Source organism: Roseivirga misakiensis (assembly GCF_001747105.1).
Taxonomy (GTDB): domain Bacteria; phylum Bacteroidota; class Bacteroidia; order Cytophagales; family Cyclobacteriaceae; genus Roseivirga; species Roseivirga misakiensis.
Genome location: NZ_MDGQ01000003.1, coordinates 773,095 through 789,259, shown reverse-complemented (window position 1 = coordinate 789,259; position 16,165 = coordinate 773,095). Strand labels below are relative to the sequence as shown.

The following is a 16,165-nucleotide window of genomic DNA, read 5'->3' as shown; positions in this document are numbered from 1 at the left end:
ACTTATTTGAACATGGAACTTCTACGGTTTACAACTGCTGGAAGTGTAGATGACGGAAAAAGTACTTTGATTGGAAGGTTGCTTTATGATAGTAAGTCTATTTTCGAGGATCAATTAAGCCAAGTTGAGAACTCAAGTAAAAAACGGGGTTTAGATCATACGGATCTCGCATTATTGACTGATGGTCTACGCGATGAGCGAGAGCAAGGAATAACCATAGATGTAGCATATAGGTATTTTGCCACTCCTAAACGCAAGTTTATAATTGCCGATACACCAGGTCATATTCAGTATACCAGAAATATGGTTACTGGTGCATCTACTGCCAACCTAGCATTAATACTGATTGATGCACGCCGTGGAATTGTAGAACAGACTTGTCGACATAGTTTTATTGCTTCCCTACTTCAGATACCACATTTGATAGTCTGTATTAATAAGATGGACTTGGTTGATTATAGTGAGGAAGTATTTGAAAAAATAAAATCTGATTATGAATCATTTGCTTCAAAGCTCAATGTGCAAGACATTAAGTTTGTGCCTTTGAGCGCACTTCACGGTGATAATGTTGTCAATAAGTCCGAAAATATGGACTGGTATGAAGGAGCCACTTTACTCTTTAATTTAGAGAATACACATATTGCAAGTGATAGAAACCACATTGATTGTAGGTTCCCGATACAAACCGTAATCAGGCCAAAACAAGATGAATACCATGATTTTAGAGGATATGCAGGGCGTGTAGCTGGTGGTGTCTTGAAAAAAGGAGATGAAGTTGTGGCATTGCCCTCTGGCTTTTCCTCCAAAATTAAGGGTATCCATACGATGGACGGAGAGATAGATGAAGCCTTTTCACCAATGTCAGTAACGGTTACTTTAGAAGACGATATTGATTTGGGAAGGGGAGATATGATTGTTAGAAATAATAACAGGCCCGACACAAGTCAGGAAATTGATATTATGCTATGTTGGTTTAGCCAAGATAGCCCATTGCCAAGAACAAAGTTCACACTATTGCACGCCAACAATGAAGTGAAAGCAATGATTACTAAAATAGCTTATAAGCTTGATATCAATACTTTACATCGTAAAGTTGACGACCTTGAAATTGGAATGAATGATATCATGAGAGTGACTTTAAGAACAACAAAACCATTGTTAAAGGACGCTTATACAAAGAATAGGTTGACGGGTTCAGCTATTTTAGTCGATAATTCGACTAATGACACAGTTGGCGCTGGAATGATCATTTAATATGACAAAGGAGAAGTTAGATGAGTTATTGGAGACTGCTAAAGAAGCAAGTCTAATAGCAGGCAAAAAGATTCTAGAAATATATAATTCAGATGATTTTGAGGTTGAGCTCAAAGGGGATAATTCTCCTTTAACAAAAGCTGATATAGCGGCTCACGATATTATAGTTTCATTTTTAGAACCTACTAATCTGCCAATTTTAAGTGAAGAAGGTAGAGATATTCCTTACAATGAACGCAAGAACTGGAAGTACATTTGGATCGTCGATCCACTCGATGGTACCAAAGAGTTCATCAAGCGCAACGGCGAGTTTACTGTGAATATTGCTTTGATTCGTAATCAAGAGCCAATTTTAGGAGTGGTCTATGCACCCGTGCTTGATAAGTTGTATGCCGCTGCTGAAGGATTAGGTGGTACCTTAAAGACTAAGAAAGATATTAGCAGATTGAATCCAATCGATCAACTAGACTTAACGAAGCCCAAATTAAGGGTAGTAGCCTCCCGCTCACATTTGAATGAAGAAACACAAGCTTTTCTAGATAAATTGAATGAGCCTGAGATTGTAAGTATGGGTAGTTCATTAAAATTTATGGTAATTGCAGAAGGAAATGCGGATGTTTATCCGAGATTTGCCCCTACAATGGAATGGGATACTGCAGCAGCTCATGCTGTTTTAAATGAGCTAAATGGTAAAGTATTTGCTCAAGATGGAAAATCTTTAGAATACAATAAAAAAAACCTACTTAATCCTTATTTTCGCGCTGGATAATTTTTGAAAATGAATCAAGACAAAATTGCCATTATCGGCCTCGGCTATGTTGGACTACCTTTGGCGGTAGCTTTTGCTGAAAAATATGAAGTAATAGGGTTTGATATTAACAAGTCTAGAGTAGATGAGTTAAATGGCGGCCATGACCATACACTGGAGGTTGAAGATACTTTACTAAAAGCGGTTTTGGAGTCGAAAGGCACTGGATCCGGTTTAAAGAATAGCTCTGACGTAAGTGAAATTGAGAATTGCAATATCTTTATTGTTACAGTTCCGACTCCTGTTGATAAAGACAATAAACCCGATTTGACTCCGCTTATTGGTGCTAGCAAGATGATCGGCAAAATCCTGAAAAAGGATGATTTGGTTATTTACGAATCTACGGTTTACCCTGGTTGTACAGAGGAGGATTGTGTTCCCGAATTAGAATTGTCCTCAGGACTAAAATTTAACGAGGACTTCTATTGTGGATATTCTCCAGAAAGAATTAATCCTGGTGATAAGATTAATACCTTGGCTACAATCAAGAAGGTGACTTCTGGATCTACTCCAGAGATTGGCGAGCGGGTGGATGCACTTTACAGGACTATCATTACTGCGGGAACTCACCTTGCACCTTCCATGAAGGTTGCTGAAGCATCGAAAGCTATAGAAAACGCACAGAGAGACATCAATATATCTTTTGTCAATGAGTTAGCGTTGATGTTTGATAGAATGGGAATAGACACAACGGATGTTATTGAGGCTGCTGGGACCAAATGGAATTTTTTAAAATATAAGCCAGGACTCGTGGGTGGTCATTGTATTGGTGTTGATCCATATTACTTAAAGCAAAAATCTGAATCACTTGGTTACTTTCCGGCAGTTATTTCATCGGGAAGAAGAGTGAATGATGGTATGGGAGAATTCATTGGTACAAAAGTAATCAAACTGCTTATAGCTAAAGGCAAAAAAGTCAGTGGGAGCAAATGTCTAATGTTAGGTATTACGTTCAAGGAAAACTGTCCAGATATAAGAAATACCAGGGCGATTGATATTTATGGAGAATTAGTGCAATATGGTATTTCCGTTGACGTCTTTGACCCTTGGGCTAATGCTAAGGAAGTCGAGCACGAATTAGGAGTTTCTTTGACCAAAGAAATAGCGCTGTCTGATTATGATGCTATAATTCTTGCAGTAAGCCATAATGAATTTAGTGACTTGGATTATTCTTCTGTTCAAGGGAATGGTGGTGTCATATATGATGTCAAGGCGTTCTTGCCTAGAGAAATAGTTGACGGAAGACTTTAAATGAAAAAAATTCTTGTTACTGGAGCTGCGGGTTTTATTGGTTATCACCTCGTAAAAAATCTTTTGTCAAATGGCGAGACCGTGATTGGTCTAGATAGCCTCAATGACTATTATGATCCACACTTAAAATATGGAAGGCTTAGTGAATCTGGTATTCAAAAAGAGAATATAGTTTATAATGCATTAGTAAATAGCTCGAAACATACAAAATATTACTTTATTAAGCTGAAGTTAGAGGACCATGAGGGACTTAATAACTTGTTCAAGACACAATGTTTTACTCATGTTATCAATCTCGCAGCTCAAGCAGGAGTAAGGTATAGTATAGAAAACCCGAAGGCATATATAGACAGTAATATCGTTGGTTTTCTCAATGTTCTTGAGGCTTGTAGACAATTTAGTATAACACATCTTACTTATGCTAGTAGCTCCTCCGTTTATGGTTTAAACGAGCAGGTGCCTTTTCAGGTACAGCACAATGTCGATCACCCAATAAGTTTATACGCTGCGAGTAAAAAAAGTAATGAACTAATGGCTCACACCTATAGCCATTTGTTCAATCTTCCAACAACTGGTCTTAGGTTTTTCACTGTTTATGGTCCATGGGGGCGCCCTGATATGGCCTATTACTTGTTTACTGACGCGATTCTAAACGATAAGGCAATTAAGGTTTTCAACGATGGGCTTATGTCCAGGGATTTCACTTATATCGATGATATAGTTCATGGTATTGTAAGAGTTAATGATAATGCTCCGTTAGGCAACGAAAGTTGGACTGGAATGGCACCAAGCCCGGATAATTCTAAAGCGCCTTATCGCATTTATAATATCGGCAATAGTTCTCCAGTTAAACTGATGGATTTTATTGAAACGATAGAAACCCATCTTGGTAAAAAAGCAAAGAAGGATTTCATGCCAATGCAGCCAGGAGATGTTGTTTCAACTTATGCTGATACAAAAGAACTTGTAAATGACTTTGATTATAAACCCAATACGCCTTTGACTGATGGTATCAGAGAATTTGTCAATTGGTATAAAAAGTTTAATAATATCTAATTAGCAAGAAATGAAAGAAAAACTTCAAATGGTTGATTTAATCAGCCAATATGCTAAAATAAAGGATGAAATCCGAGTGGAGTTTGACAGGGTTCTGGATTCGGCCGCCTTTATCAATGGGCCATTAGTATATGAATTTCAATCAGCTTTAGAAGCTTATTTAGGTGTAAACCATGTGATTCCGTGCGCTAATGGCACGGATGCACTTCAGGTGATCATGATGGCTCATGATTTTCCAATAGGTTCTGAAGTAATAGTCCCATCTTATACTTATGTAGCTACGGTCGAAGTAATCGCACTTTTAGGGTTAAAACCAGTGTTTGTTGAGGTTTATCCCGATACTTTCAATATTGATATTGAGGATTTATCGTCAAAAATCTCCAATAAGACTGTTGCTATCGTTCCCGTACATCTTTATGGACAGTGTGCTAACATGGAGCCATTAATGGAATTGGCTAAGTTGAATAATCTCAAAGTGTTTGAGGATACAGCACAAGCCATAGGTGCAGACTATACTTTTAGAGATGGAAGAATTGCTAAGGCTGGAACAATTGGAGATGCAGGAGCTACTTCGTTCTTTCCTGCCAAAAACTTGGGCTGCTATGGTGACGGTGGTGCTATTTTCACAAATGATGATGTGCTAGCTGCTAGTATCAGAATGATTGTAAATCATGGCCAAAGTAAAAGATATTACCATGATTCGATTGGGGTAAATTCAAGGCTTGATTCATTACAGGCCGCTGTCCTTAAAGTAAAGCTTAAGTATTTAGACCAGTATAGTGATGCCAGGAGAGATGTGGCGAATAATTATGATAAAGCATTTGGTGAGTCAAATTTAATAGAAGTACCATTTCGGTCTGAATTTTCTACACATGTTTTTCACCAATATACTGTGAAACTTTCTAATAGTGTGGATAGAAAGGGCCTCAATACTTATTTAGCTCAGAACGGAATTCCTTCAATGATCTACTATCCAGTGCCAAATCATTTACAAAAGGCATATGGTTATTTTGGTTACAAAAAAGGAGATTTTCCAACAACTGAAGATCTCTGTTCTAAAGTGATTTCTTTCCCAATTCATACAGAAATGAGTAATGAACAGCAAGGCGTTATTATTAACGGAGTTCTTGAATACTTTAATAGATAGTTTAATTAAATAGTTGGCTACACATTCAGTCTTTATTTCAGTCAGATTTTTCCTTTATTAATTTGTAGTTAATAAATATCGAGTAATTTTGTTACTCGTTTGTAAGTCGCGTAGTATGTGACTGACCAGGCGAAGCTCCATCATGCTGGAAACGCTTATATCTTCCAAAACTCGAATTAAACTTTTATTAAGGTTGTTTTTGAACCCAGGTTCAAAAGCATATTTGAGAGGGCTTGCCGACGAATTCGGTGAAAGCACGAACGCAGTACGTTTAGAATTGAATCGTTTTGAAGAGGCAGGTATGCTTTCTTCAGAAAATATCGGAAATAAGAAATTCTTCAAGGCCAACGGTGAGTACCCACTTTTCGGAGAGATAAGAAAAATTTTACTGAAATATACAGGACTTCAAGATGTAATAGATGAAGTCATTGAAGAATTGGGGGATTTGAAAAAAGTTTATCTGACAGGCGACCTTGCAATGGGGAGAAATTCTGATGTTGTAAGTTTAATTTTGGTTGGTAATCCTGATAAAACCTATCTCTTACAGTTGATTAATAAAGTAGAGGAGCTAATACCTAAGAAGATACAATATTTGATTTATTCTAAGGATGAAGCTAAATCTTTGGATCTTGAAAATGAACGAACTCTAGTGTTGTGGAATGAACAATAACGCTCGATTATATTGGACTGCTTTCTACACGAAGCCAAGAAGCGAGAAAAAGACCACTGACCGTCTAGTTCAAGAAGGGTATGAAGTATACTGCCCTACTCGGACGGTTGTAAAGCAGTGGTCGGATAGGAAAAAAAAGATATCGGAACCAATTTTCACATCTTACATTTTCGCCAAGGTTAATGAGCAATTGAGGAATGAAATATTAGCTGACCAAGGAGTTATTTCGAGCGTTTTTTGGCTTGGAAAACCTGCTGTTATAAGAGATCAAGAGATTCTTGCTATCCAATCTTTTCTCAATGATTATCCATTGGCTAAAGTTAATTACGGAGATTTTGAATCTGGTAATAAGGTCGAAATTTCCTCTGGTCCTTTATCTGGCCAAAATGGTTTAGTACGTCGAATTAAAGGAGCCAAGGCGTATTTGACAATTGTAAGTCTTGGTATTGAAGTACAGGCCGAAATTAGTTTGGGGCATTTAAAAAAGGTTGGCTGACCAGCAATCAGATAAATACCGTAAACTCCTATATTTGTAAGTCACAAAAAAACGCTTTGCAATCAAGTTTAATATGAGAGTACCCCAACAACTTAATAGTCTTAACGGTCTCGTGAGAATTCTTTTGCTAACGACGTTTTTTTTAGTATCAACAGAAACTTTGTCAGCTCAAGGTCTTGGCGGAATAGATTTGAAATCAATACGTGTTGATGATTTGAGTGATGAGCAAATTCTTGGTTATATAAGACAAGCAGAAGAAAAAGGTTTAACTCAGTCTCAATTAGAAGACTTGGCTAGGCAGCGTGGAGTTTCTGAATCCGAAATTTCTAAATTGAGAAGAAGAATTGAGCGCCTCCGAGGAGGTTTGTCAATTGATCCTAGTACTTCGAGCAATAGTCGTAATCTAAGTAGAACGACTCAATTGGTTACTCAGGAAGATGTCTTTGGAGCACTTTCAGGGCAAGAATTGCCTGACCTAACTGAGAATCAAAAGAGAATTTTTGGGTTTGACTTGTTTCAGACTGAGAGCTTGACATTTGCACCAAATTTAAATTTGCCTACACCTGAAAATTATGTTCTAGGACCGCAAGATGTATTAATTGTTGATATGTGGGGAGCCACTCAACAATATTTAGAACTCGAATTGTCTTCAGAGGGAACCGTGAGACCTGAAAATTTGAGCCCGATTTATGTAAATGGCCTCACTATTGAGAAAGCATCAGAGAAAATAATTGCTAGGCTGAGTGAAGTCAATAGTGGATTGAAATCAGTAAATGGAGCACCTCCAAGTATTTTTTATCAAGTAAGTTTAGGAAATATTCGTACCATTAATGTAAACGTAGTTGGGGAGGTGGCTCGGCCAAGTCTTTATGCGCTTCCATCACTTGCTACTGTATATACGGCGCTTCATGCTGCTGGAGGACCCACTGAAAATGGTACTTTCCGTGATATTCGTTTAATCAGGGACAACAAGTTGGTGTCGAGTATAGATATCTATTCCTTTCTTACCGATGGTATCAGGTCGGGAGATCAGCATTTGAAAAATGGCGATGTAATCATCGTGAAGCCCTATAAAAGTAGAGTTGAAATGGAAGGTAAGATAAAACGGCCAGGACTATATGAGCTGAAGCAAGATGAACGGTTTGAAGATTTAATGAAATATACTGGAGGTTTTACCAGCGAGGCGTTCAAGGCCACTGTTACAGTAAAAAGAAACGGAGATAAAGAAAGGGAAATCATAGATGTAGATACCGAAGAATTTGAATCGTTTATGCCAAGAGATGGTGACTTGATTGAGGTTAGTGGGATCTTAGATCGTTTCTCAAATCGTGTTATTATTGACGGGGCTGTATTTAGGGAAGGTGAGTATCAGTTGACAGATGGTTTAACACTTAAACAATTGATTGATAAGGCTGGTGGTTTACGAGGTGATGCTTATTTACAAAGAGCTACTGTTTACAGAACAGGAGAGGATTTTTCTCAATCTACCTTGCCCTTCGATTTAGGCGCCCTTAATGATGGTAGTATACCTGATGTTCCACTGCTTCGAGAAGATGTAGTAAGGATAACCTCCATTTATGATCTCAGAGAGGAGTACTTAGTGCAAATTTCTGGAGAGGTTCAAGAGGAAGGAGTTTGGCCTTTCTTTAATCAAATGACGGTAAAGGATCTGATAGTTTTGGCTCAGGGTCTCAAGGAGTCAGCGTCTGGTGCATTAGTAGAAATATCAAGAAGAAATAAAAATAGTAGTTCTAATAGTACGGCAGAGATCATTCGCTTGTCAATTGACGAAGAGCTTTCAATTAAGGGAGAAGATGACGAAATGATTCTTGAACCTTTTGATCAAGTATATATAAGAAAATCTCCAGGATACACTGTTCAGCAGCAAGTAATGGTTGAGGGTGAGGTTGTGGCTCCTGGGTTATATACGATTAGTCGAAAGGATGAACGAATTTCGGATATTCTTGAACGAGCAGAAGGCCTAACGCAATACGGTGATGCCAAAGGAGCTATTTTGATAAGAAAAACTGAGTTTTCTGATGCTAAGTCAAACGACGAAATAAGCCAAGAATACCTTCAACAACTTAGACAAAAGGTACTTAATGACGAGACCGAATTAAAGAATATTAGTCAGGTACGACTAATCGAAAGACTTGACAAAATTGGTAATAAGGCAAGTGCAAATACAGACGATGATAGGGTAGGTAGCAAGTTTAAAAAGGAGTTAATTGAGGACATTACAGAACAAGACTCCTTAATTAAAAATATTGTTATTCAAGATAACGAGCCTGTTGCCATTGATTTGGATAGAATCCTACAGCAGCCAGGATCAAAGTTTGATCTAATTGTAAGGCCTGGTGATGTTATTTCAATCCCTGGAAAGCTAGAGACAGTCAGAGTGGCTGGCGAAGTTACCTCACCTCTTAATGTAAGGTTCGATAGCGAATACTCATTTAAAGATTACATTTTTCAGTCAGGTGGCTTTTTACAGACAGCTAAGAGAGGACGAAGTTATGTGCAATATCCTAATGGGGAACGCAAGGGTGTCAGAAGGTTCTTATTCTTCAAAAAATATCCTAAGATAGAGCCAGGATCCACAATCTTTGTCAGCAGAAAACCGGAGCGAAATGGAATGAGTGCACAAGCTTGGATTGGAATAGGTTCGGGCCTGGCAACAATTGGTTTAGTAGTAGTACAAGCAATTAGATTAACTAATAATAATTAATGGATCAAGGTAAGACAACCTCCTTCTTTGCGCATGAAACTACCGTAATTGATGACAATTGCAAGATTGGGTCTGGAACAAAAGTGTGGCATTTCTCTCACATCATGTCTGATTGTATTATTGGAGAGGCCTGTAATATAGGTCAGAACGTAGTAGTGAGTCCAAAGGTGACTCTAGGTCGGAATGTAAAAGTTCAGAACAATGTGAGCATTTACACGGGAGTCATTTGTGAAGATGATGTCTTTTTGGGCCCGTCTATGGTTTTTACCAATGTTGTGAATCCAAGGAGCGGAGTGAATCGGAGGGGTCAATATTCTAAGACTGTGGTAAAAAAGGGAGCAACTATTGGTGCAAATGCAACAATAGTATGCGGACACGACATAGGAGAATACGCATTTATAGGAGCAGGTACGGTAGTGACTAAGGAAGTACTTGCTTATGCCTTGATCGTGGGCAATCCAGGAAGACAAATTGGCTGGATGAGTGAATTTGGTCACCGCTTAGAGTTTGACGAAAATAACGTTGCCAAATGCCCGGAATCAGGTACAGAATACTTTTTAAAGGATAATCAAGTCACCAAAATTCAATGAAGAACTTTGCCCTTATAGGAGCCGCAGGTTATATAGCTCCTCGACATCTCAAGGCCATAAAAGACACAGGCAATAACCTGATAGCTGCCCTTGACAAGTTTGATAGTGTGGGAATTATGGACTCCTATTTTCCCAATGCTGATTTCTTTGTCGAATTTGAAAGATTTGATAGACACATAGAAAAGCTTCGGTACGAAAAGGGAATTGATCTGGATTACACCAGTATTTGTACACCCAATTATCTGCATGACGCACACATAAGACAGGCCCTTCGAGTAGGGTCAGATGCCATTTGTGAAAAACCTCTGGTTTTAAACCCCTGGAACATTGATGCACTGAGTAAAATAGAGGAAAATACAGGTAGAAGAATTTGGAATATCTTGCAGCTCAGGGTACACCCGAGTATTGTAGCCCTTAAGAAGAAAATTGATGAGGGCCCGAAGGACAAAATATATGATATTGACCTGACTTACCTTACTTCAAGAGGGCACTGGTATTACACCTCGTGGAAAGGTGATATAGAGAAGTCTGGAGGAATTGCGACTAACATAGGAGTGCATTTTTATGATATGCTTACCTGGATTTTTGGAGACGTGAAGTCAAATCAGGTCCATATCCATTCTCATGACAGAGCGGCCGGATTTTTACAATTGGAGAAAGCAAATGTCAGGTGGTTTTTATCGATCAACGAGAATATGCTCCCGGCAAAGATCGCAGAAAAAGGGCAAAGAACTTACAGGTCCATTGCTATTGAAGGAGAGGAGCTTGAATTTAGTGGAGGTTTTACAGATTTGCACTGTGTCTCCTATGAGAATATTCTCGCAGGAAATGGCTTTGGTATTGAAGAAACTCACAATGCGATTAGCATTGTACATGATATACGCCACATAAAACCAATTGGAATAAAGGGAGATTATCACCCTATGGCCAAGGAAATGTTGTCAAAACACCCTTTTTCAACGCGATAAGTCGCTCTAAAAATGAGTGTACTTATTAGCTCTGAAAACGGGTATTATTAAAATTTTAGGACGTAGGTAACAAAAAATGGCTAATCAAACAGAAAGTAAAGATAACGGCATCTTGTTCAAGGATGTCTTTACGCTAATATGGTCTGGCAGAATGCTTATAATCAAAGTATTAAGTGTATTTCTTGTCTTAGGAGTTGTTTTTGCACTGACGAATCCGAATGAGTGGAAGGCAAAGTCAGTAATTCTTCCAGAGGCCCAATCCCAATCGCTGTTTTCTGGATCTTTGGGAGGCCTAGCCGGCCTGACGGGCGTAAGTCTTCCAGATGGTCAGAGCCCTGGTGATGTACCTACGCAGATTTATCCAAACATAGCAACCAATACACCATTCTTATTGGAGTTGATGGAGAACGAGTACTTCTTTAAGCGACTGGGCGAGAAAGTGACACTAGCCGCATATATTACCGAACACTCCAAATCATCTTTATTGGGTAAAGCAGCCAACTTACCCTCTCAAATAATAAAACTAATTGCAGGAGAAAATGACTCTCCAACACTAGTTGAGGAAGAGAAAGAAGAGGTAAAAATTTACACACTGAATTCAAAACAATACACCGCCCTAAAAGAACTGAGAAAACGTATCTCCGTTGGTGTGGATAAGAAAAACAAGATTGTTACCGTCTCTTTCCAAATGCAAGATCCTGTGGTAGCCAGTATGGTTACACAGGATGTGATTGACTTTCTGGCAGAGTATCTCACCGATTACAAAACGGCCAAAGATCAAAGAAGGCTTGTCTTTATTGGAGGTCAGGTGGCCGAAAAAAAGGAAGAGTTACTGAAAGCCCAGGCAGCTCTGGCTTCATTTAAAGATCAAAATCAAGGAATTATTACCAATCAGGCAAGATCTGAACTAGACAATCTGGAGACTGAATTTGACCTTGTGTTCAATGTCTATTCAAACCTGCAACAGCAGTATGAGGATGCCCGAATTGAGGTCAATGCCAAAACACCACCCTTCGCCATTATCGAGCCAGTTGTAATTCCAAACTCTAAAAGCTCTTTAAGAAAGAGTGTTGTGATGATTCTATTCGGATTTCTGGGCTTCATTGGAAGCGTAGGCTTCATTTTACTAAAAAATTACGGACCTTTTTCCTGATTTAACCTTGGAGAAGCAAGCAAAAATATTTGTTGCCGGCCATCGCGGAATGGTGGGCGGTGCTATTGTTAATCGATTGTCTGAACTTGGCTACGAAAATCTGATTGTCAGAACACGCCAGGAACTTAACCTGTTAGATCAGCACAGTGTTGAGCAGTTCTTTCTCAAAGAGAAGCCTGATTATGTGTTTATGGCAGCAGCTAAAGTTGGGGGCATTATGGCCAATAACACCTTCAGGGCTGATTTTCTGTATGAAAATGTAACACTTACTACCAACGTCATTCACTCAGCCTATGAGGCGGGCTGCAAAAAGCTATTATTTCTGGGCTCATCATGCATCTACCCTAAGTTTGCAGCGCAACCCATTCAGGAAGACTCGCTGCTGACAGGGGAGTTGGAACCCACTAATGAACCATATGCACTGGCAAAAATCATGGGAATCAAGCTATGTGAGACCTATCGTGATCAGTATGGTTGTGATTTCATCTCTGTAATGCCAACAAATCTTTATGGTAAAGGAGACAACTACAACTTGAAGACCTCGCACGTATTACCGGCCCTGATTCGTAAATTTCATGAAGCCAGAGCTGAAGGAAAGCCTCAGGTGGAGTTATGGGGCAGTGGATCACCTAAAAGAGAGTTTTTAAATGCGCAAGACCTAGCCGACGCCTGTATTTATATTATGAATAATTACAGTGACAGGGCCCGAGTAAATGTCGGAGTAGGAGAAGACCTTAGCATTAAAGAGCTGGCGGAAATGGTCAGGGATATTGTTGGTTACGAAGGCAATATTGTTTGGGACATAAGCAAGCCGGACGGTACGCCACGCAAGGTTTTGGATGTGAAAAGACTACATGCCATGGGTTGGAAAAATAAAATCGGATTGAGGGAAGGTATTCAGATGACATATGAGGACTTCCTTGAAAATATTGATAGTTACAGCATATGAAAAAAGCCTTAATTACAGGCATTACCGGTCAGGACGGTGCTTATTTGGCAGAATTCCTCCTTGAAAAAGGGTATGAAGTTCATGGTATAAAACGAAGATCTTCACTCTTCAATACCGACAGGATAGATCATCTTTATCAAGATCCGCATGACGAAGATCAGCGACTTTTTCTCCATTATGGTGATCTGACAGATTCAATGAATCTCACCAGAATCATTCAGGAGGTTCAGCCAGATGAGATATACAACCTTGCCGCTATGAGTCATGTCAAAGTAAGCTTTGATACTCCAGAATATACTGCCAATGCGGATGGCCTCGGTACTTTACGTATTCTCGAGGCGGTAAGACTGTTAGGCTTGGTAGAAAAAACCAAGATATATCAGGCATCTACTTCAGAATTATACGGCTTGGTTCAGGAGGTACCTCAGAGTGAAACCACGCCTTTTTACCCCAGGTCTCCATATGCAGTGGCTAAACTTTACGCCTACTGGATCACAGTAAACTATAGAGAAGCCTATCATATTCATGCTAGCAATGGTATTCTGTTCAACCACGAATCACCACTAAGAGGGGAGACCTTTGTGACCCGTAAAATTACTCGGGCTGTGGCCAAGATTGCATTAGGGCTTCAAAATCAGTTTTTCATAGGCAATCTTGATGCTCAAAGAGACTGGGGGCACGCAAAAGACTATGTTGAGGCTATGTGGCTCATTCTACAACAGGATACTCCTGACGACTACGTCATTGCTACGGGCATTACTACAAGAGTGCGTGACTTCATCATCAAGGCATTCGCCAGAGTGGGAATCCAACTGACCTTCGAGGGAACGGGTGTGGAAGAAAAAGCATATGTGGCAGCCATCGACACTGACGTATTTCCTGGTGATCCTAAAACGGTATCAGTTGGACAACTAGTGGTTTCTGTCGATCCCAAGTATTTCCGCCCTACAGAAGTGGAGTTGTTGATAGGAGATCCTTCAAAATCCAAAAAGGTATTGGGTTGGGAACCTAAATATGATCTTGAGGCGCTGATAAATGAAATGGTAGAGGCAGATCTTATGCTTTTCAGAAAAAACCTTGACCTTATCAAAGCAGGTCATGAGGTGCTGAATCAGGCCGAGTAAACAAGAAGAATCTATGAAAGTCTTGGTAACCGGAGGAGCCGGCTTTATAGGCTCTGCGCTGGTCAGATATCTAATTCAACATTCGGAACATACAGTGGTGAATGTAGATGCTTTGACCTATGCCGGTCACCTTGAATCACTGTCAGAAGTCAGTGATTCTGAAAGATATATTTTTGAAAAAGTAGATATCCGTGATGAAGTGGCGGTCAATGCAGTTTTCAACACGCATCGGCCTGATGCAGTGATGCACCTGGCGGCCGAATCTCACGTAGACCGTTCTATTGACAACTCTTCCGATTTTATCACCACCAATGTGGTAGGTACACATTGCTTACTTAAAGTGGCACAGGTCTACTTTAGCAACTTGTCAGGTGTTGCGAAAGAGAATTTTAGATTTCTTCATGTTTCTACTGACGAGGTTTTTGGCTCCCTAGGTACCACAGGCTTTTTTACAGAAGAAACACCTTACCACCCAAGATCTCCCTATTCATCTTCTAAAGCTTCTTCTGACCATCTGGCAAGAGCATGGTACTATACCTATGGATTACCTGTTGTCGTCTCCAATTGCTCCAATAACTATGGTCCGTATCAGTTTCCGGAAAAGCTAATACCAGTAGTGATTCTGAAGTCTTTGGGAGAAGAGTCTATTCCCGTATATGGGCAGGGTGATAACATAAGAGATTGGCTTTTTGTGAATGATCACGTCAAAGCTCTTTGGAAAATACTCTGTGAGGGAAGGCCTGGTGAAACCTATAACATCGGAGGTAATAACGAGAAAACCAATCTGGAGGTAGTGCTTAGTATCTGCGCTATCCTGGATGAGTTAAGACCTAAGCCAGAAGGTATCTTTTCTGATCAGATCTCCTTTGTGAAAGACCGACCGGGGCATGATTTTAGATATGCCATTGATTCAGCCAAGCTACAAAATGAATTAAACTGGAATCCTGATGAGACCTTTGAGTCAGGTATTAGGAAGACAGTGGAGTGGTATCTCTCAAATGAGGATTGGTGCCAGGCCGTAAGTCAGGGTAGTTATGACTTACAAAGACTAGGTCAGAAAGTATGATAGAGACTCTTCGACTAAAGACAGATATTCAATGAAAGGAATTATTCTTGCGGGAGGATCAGGCACCCGATTATATCCAGCTACAAAAGTGATATCAAAGCAGTTGTTGCCGATTTATGATAAACCCATGATTTATTATCCACTATCGGTTTTAATGCTTGCTGGCATCCGCGATATCCTGCTTATTTCTACACCGCATGACCTACCTCATTTTGAAAGAATGCTTGGAGACGGGAGTGGCCTGGGCATTTCTTTATCTTATGCTGAACAACCCAGTCCTGATGGTCTGGCCCAGGCATTTTTGATAGGAGAAGAGTTTATTGGCGATGATGACGTGTGTCTTGTGCTAGGAGACAATATTTTTTACGGAGCTGGTTTTCAGGAACTCCTTGCTTCTTCAGTCCAGCGAGTGGCTGAGCGGAAAGAGGCCGTTATTTTTGGTTATATAGTGGAAGATCCGGAAAGGTATGGTATCGCAGAAATTGATAGTAATGGAAGGGTCCTAAGCATAGAGGAAAAGCCCGAGAAGCCTAAATCCAACTATGGAGTTGTGGGACTTTATTTTTACCCAAATAGTGTGGTTCAGATTGCCAAAGGAGTAAAACCTTCGGATAGAGGAGAACTTGAAATTACTTCTGTCAATCAGGAGTACCTCAAGATGAATGCATTGACTATCCAAAAGATGAGCCGGGGAAATGCCTGGTTAGATACCGGTACACACGAATCTATGTCTGAAGCAATAGAATTTGTTAAAACTATTGAAAAAAGAACAAGTTTGAAGATAGCATGTATTGAAGAGGTAGCCTACCGCATGAAATACATTGATCTGGAACAGTTGAAAGAACTGGCCAATGAGCATGGTAAGAGCAGCTATGCGGTTTATCTCAATCGACTGATCAGCTCCTGAT

15 protein-coding genes are annotated in these 16,165 nt (G+C 39.7%); all 15 read left to right on the top strand.

The features are described 5' to 3' along the window. Positions 1–12: 12 nt before the first annotated feature. The 15 genes from BFP71_RS03805 to rfbA all read left to right on the top strand — a co-directional run bounded on the left by BFP71_RS03805 (position 13) and on the right by rfbA (position 16,164). The gene (locus BFP71_RS03805; RefSeq protein ID WP_222843462.1) at positions 13–1,254 is read left to right on the top strand and encodes a sulfate adenylyltransferase subunit 1; all 1,242 of its coding nucleotides are present in this window, start codon (positions 13–15) and stop codon (positions 1,252–1,254) included. 1 nt (position 1,255) lies between these two features. After that, positions 1,256–2,023, top strand: coding sequence for a 3'(2'),5'-bisphosphate nucleotidase CysQ (gene cysQ, locus BFP71_RS03800; protein WP_069834104.1), 768 nt, complete (start codon positions 1,256–1,258; stop codon positions 2,021–2,023). Positions 2,024–2,032: 9 nt separating this feature from the next. Beyond that, positions 2,033–3,313 carry a nucleotide sugar dehydrogenase gene (locus BFP71_RS19340; RefSeq protein ID WP_069834103.1) on the top strand — a complete coding sequence of 427 codons (1,281 nt, stop codon included), beginning with the start codon at positions 2,033–2,035 and terminating at the stop codon, positions 3,311–3,313. Then, positions 3,314–4,369 carry an NAD-dependent epimerase gene (locus BFP71_RS19335; RefSeq protein WP_069834102.1) on the top strand — a complete coding sequence of 352 codons (1,056 nt, stop codon included), beginning with the start codon at positions 3,314–3,316 and terminating at the stop codon, positions 4,367–4,369. It abuts the gene before it with no gap. Positions 4,370–4,379: 10 nt separating this feature from the next. Beyond that, entirely contained in the window at positions 4,380–5,516 is a 1,137-nt protein-coding gene (locus BFP71_RS03785; protein WP_245701811.1) for a DegT/DnrJ/EryC1/StrS family aminotransferase, read from the top strand. Between the two features lie 142 nt (positions 5,517–5,658). After that, positions 5,659–6,186 (top strand): winged helix-turn-helix domain-containing protein, encoded by a 528-nt coding sequence (locus tag BFP71_RS03780; protein ID WP_069834101.1) that lies wholly within the window; start codon positions 5,659–5,661, stop codon positions 6,184–6,186. Beyond that, on the top strand, positions 6,176–6,682 hold the full coding sequence (locus BFP71_RS03775) for a UpxY family transcription antiterminator (RefSeq protein WP_069834100.1): 507 nt from the start codon (positions 6,176–6,178) through the stop codon (positions 6,680–6,682). Before BFP71_RS03780 ends, BFP71_RS03775 begins: the two co-directional genes overlap by 11 nt. A gap of 160 nt (positions 6,683–6,842) precedes the next feature. Beyond that, a complete protein-coding gene (locus BFP71_RS03770; protein ID WP_176723311.1) occupies positions 6,843–9,407 on the top strand; it encodes an SLBB domain-containing protein in 2,565 nt (854 codons plus the stop codon). After that, positions 9,407–9,997 carry an acyltransferase gene (locus BFP71_RS03765; protein WP_069834099.1) on the top strand — a complete coding sequence of 197 codons (591 nt, stop codon included), beginning with the start codon at positions 9,407–9,409 and terminating at the stop codon, positions 9,995–9,997. Before BFP71_RS03770 ends, BFP71_RS03765 begins: the two co-directional genes overlap by 1 nt. After that, positions 9,994–10,965: a Gfo/Idh/MocA family oxidoreductase gene (locus tag BFP71_RS03760; protein WP_069834098.1), complete on the top strand. Its 972-nt coding sequence runs from the start codon at positions 9,994–9,996 to the stop codon at positions 10,963–10,965. The genes BFP71_RS03765 and BFP71_RS03760 overlap by 4 nt, the downstream gene beginning before the upstream one ends. Positions 10,966–11,041: 76 nt before the next feature. After that, positions 11,042–12,118: a Wzz/FepE/Etk N-terminal domain-containing protein gene (locus BFP71_RS03755; protein ID WP_069834097.1), complete on the top strand. Its 1,077-nt coding sequence runs from the start codon at positions 11,042–11,044 to the stop codon at positions 12,116–12,118. A 7-nt stretch (positions 12,119–12,125) separates the two neighbouring features. Continuing rightward, positions 12,126–13,067, top strand: a complete 942-nt coding sequence (locus BFP71_RS03750) for a GDP-L-fucose synthase family protein (RefSeq protein ID WP_069834096.1) — start codon at positions 12,126–12,128, stop codon at positions 13,065–13,067. Next, complete coding sequence (gmd, locus tag BFP71_RS03745; RefSeq protein WP_069834095.1) at positions 13,064–14,191, top strand: GDP-mannose 4,6-dehydratase; 1,128 nt, start codon at positions 13,064–13,066, stop codon at positions 14,189–14,191. The genes BFP71_RS03750 and gmd overlap by 4 nt, the downstream gene beginning before the upstream one ends. 13 nt (positions 14,192–14,204) lie before the next feature. Beyond that, the gene (rfbB, locus tag BFP71_RS03740; protein ID WP_069834094.1) at positions 14,205–15,257 is read left to right on the top strand and encodes a dTDP-glucose 4,6-dehydratase; all 1,053 of its coding nucleotides are present in this window, start codon (positions 14,205–14,207) and stop codon (positions 15,255–15,257) included. A gap of 31 nt (positions 15,258–15,288) precedes the next feature. Beyond that, the gene (gene rfbA, locus BFP71_RS03735; protein ID WP_069834093.1) at positions 15,289–16,164 is read left to right on the top strand and encodes a glucose-1-phosphate thymidylyltransferase RfbA; all 876 of its coding nucleotides are present in this window, start codon (positions 15,289–15,291) and stop codon (positions 16,162–16,164) included. The last annotated feature ends 1 nt before the right edge of the window (position 16,165 follow it).

Excerpts from the sequence above, each read along its gene's own strand:
- BFP71_RS03805 (WP_222843462.1), top strand. The coding sequence starts at position 13 with ATGGAACTTCTACGGTTTACAACTGCTGGAAGTGTAGATGACGGAAAA.
- cysQ (WP_069834104.1), top strand. The coding sequence starts at position 1,256 with ATGACAAAGGAGAAGTTAGATGAGTTATTGGAGACTGCTAAAGAAGCA.
- BFP71_RS19340 (WP_069834103.1), top strand. The coding sequence starts at position 2,033 with ATGAATCAAGACAAAATTGCCATTATCGGCCTCGGCTATGTTGGACTA.
- BFP71_RS19335 (WP_069834102.1), top strand. The coding sequence starts at position 3,314 with ATGAAAAAAATTCTTGTTACTGGAGCTGCGGGTTTTATTGGTTATCAC.
- BFP71_RS03785 (WP_245701811.1), top strand. The coding sequence starts at position 4,380 with ATGAAAGAAAAACTTCAAATGGTTGATTTAATCAGCCAATATGCTAAA.
- BFP71_RS03780 (WP_069834101.1), top strand. The coding sequence starts at position 5,659 with ATGCTGGAAACGCTTATATCTTCCAAAACTCGAATTAAACTTTTATTA.
- BFP71_RS03775 (WP_069834100.1), top strand. The coding sequence starts at position 6,176 with ATGAACAATAACGCTCGATTATATTGGACTGCTTTCTACACGAAGCCA.
- BFP71_RS03765 (WP_069834099.1), top strand. The coding sequence starts at position 9,407 with ATGGATCAAGGTAAGACAACCTCCTTCTTTGCGCATGAAACTACCGTA.
- BFP71_RS03760 (WP_069834098.1), top strand. The coding sequence starts at position 9,994 with ATGAAGAACTTTGCCCTTATAGGAGCCGCAGGTTATATAGCTCCTCGA.
- BFP71_RS03755 (WP_069834097.1), top strand. The coding sequence starts at position 11,042 with ATGGCTAATCAAACAGAAAGTAAAGATAACGGCATCTTGTTCAAGGAT.
- gmd (WP_069834095.1), top strand. The coding sequence starts at position 13,064 with ATGAAAAAAGCCTTAATTACAGGCATTACCGGTCAGGACGGTGCTTAT.
- rfbB (WP_069834094.1), top strand. The coding sequence starts at position 14,205 with ATGAAAGTCTTGGTAACCGGAGGAGCCGGCTTTATAGGCTCTGCGCTG.
- rfbA (WP_069834093.1), top strand. The coding sequence starts at position 15,289 with ATGAAAGGAATTATTCTTGCGGGAGGATCAGGCACCCGATTATATCCA.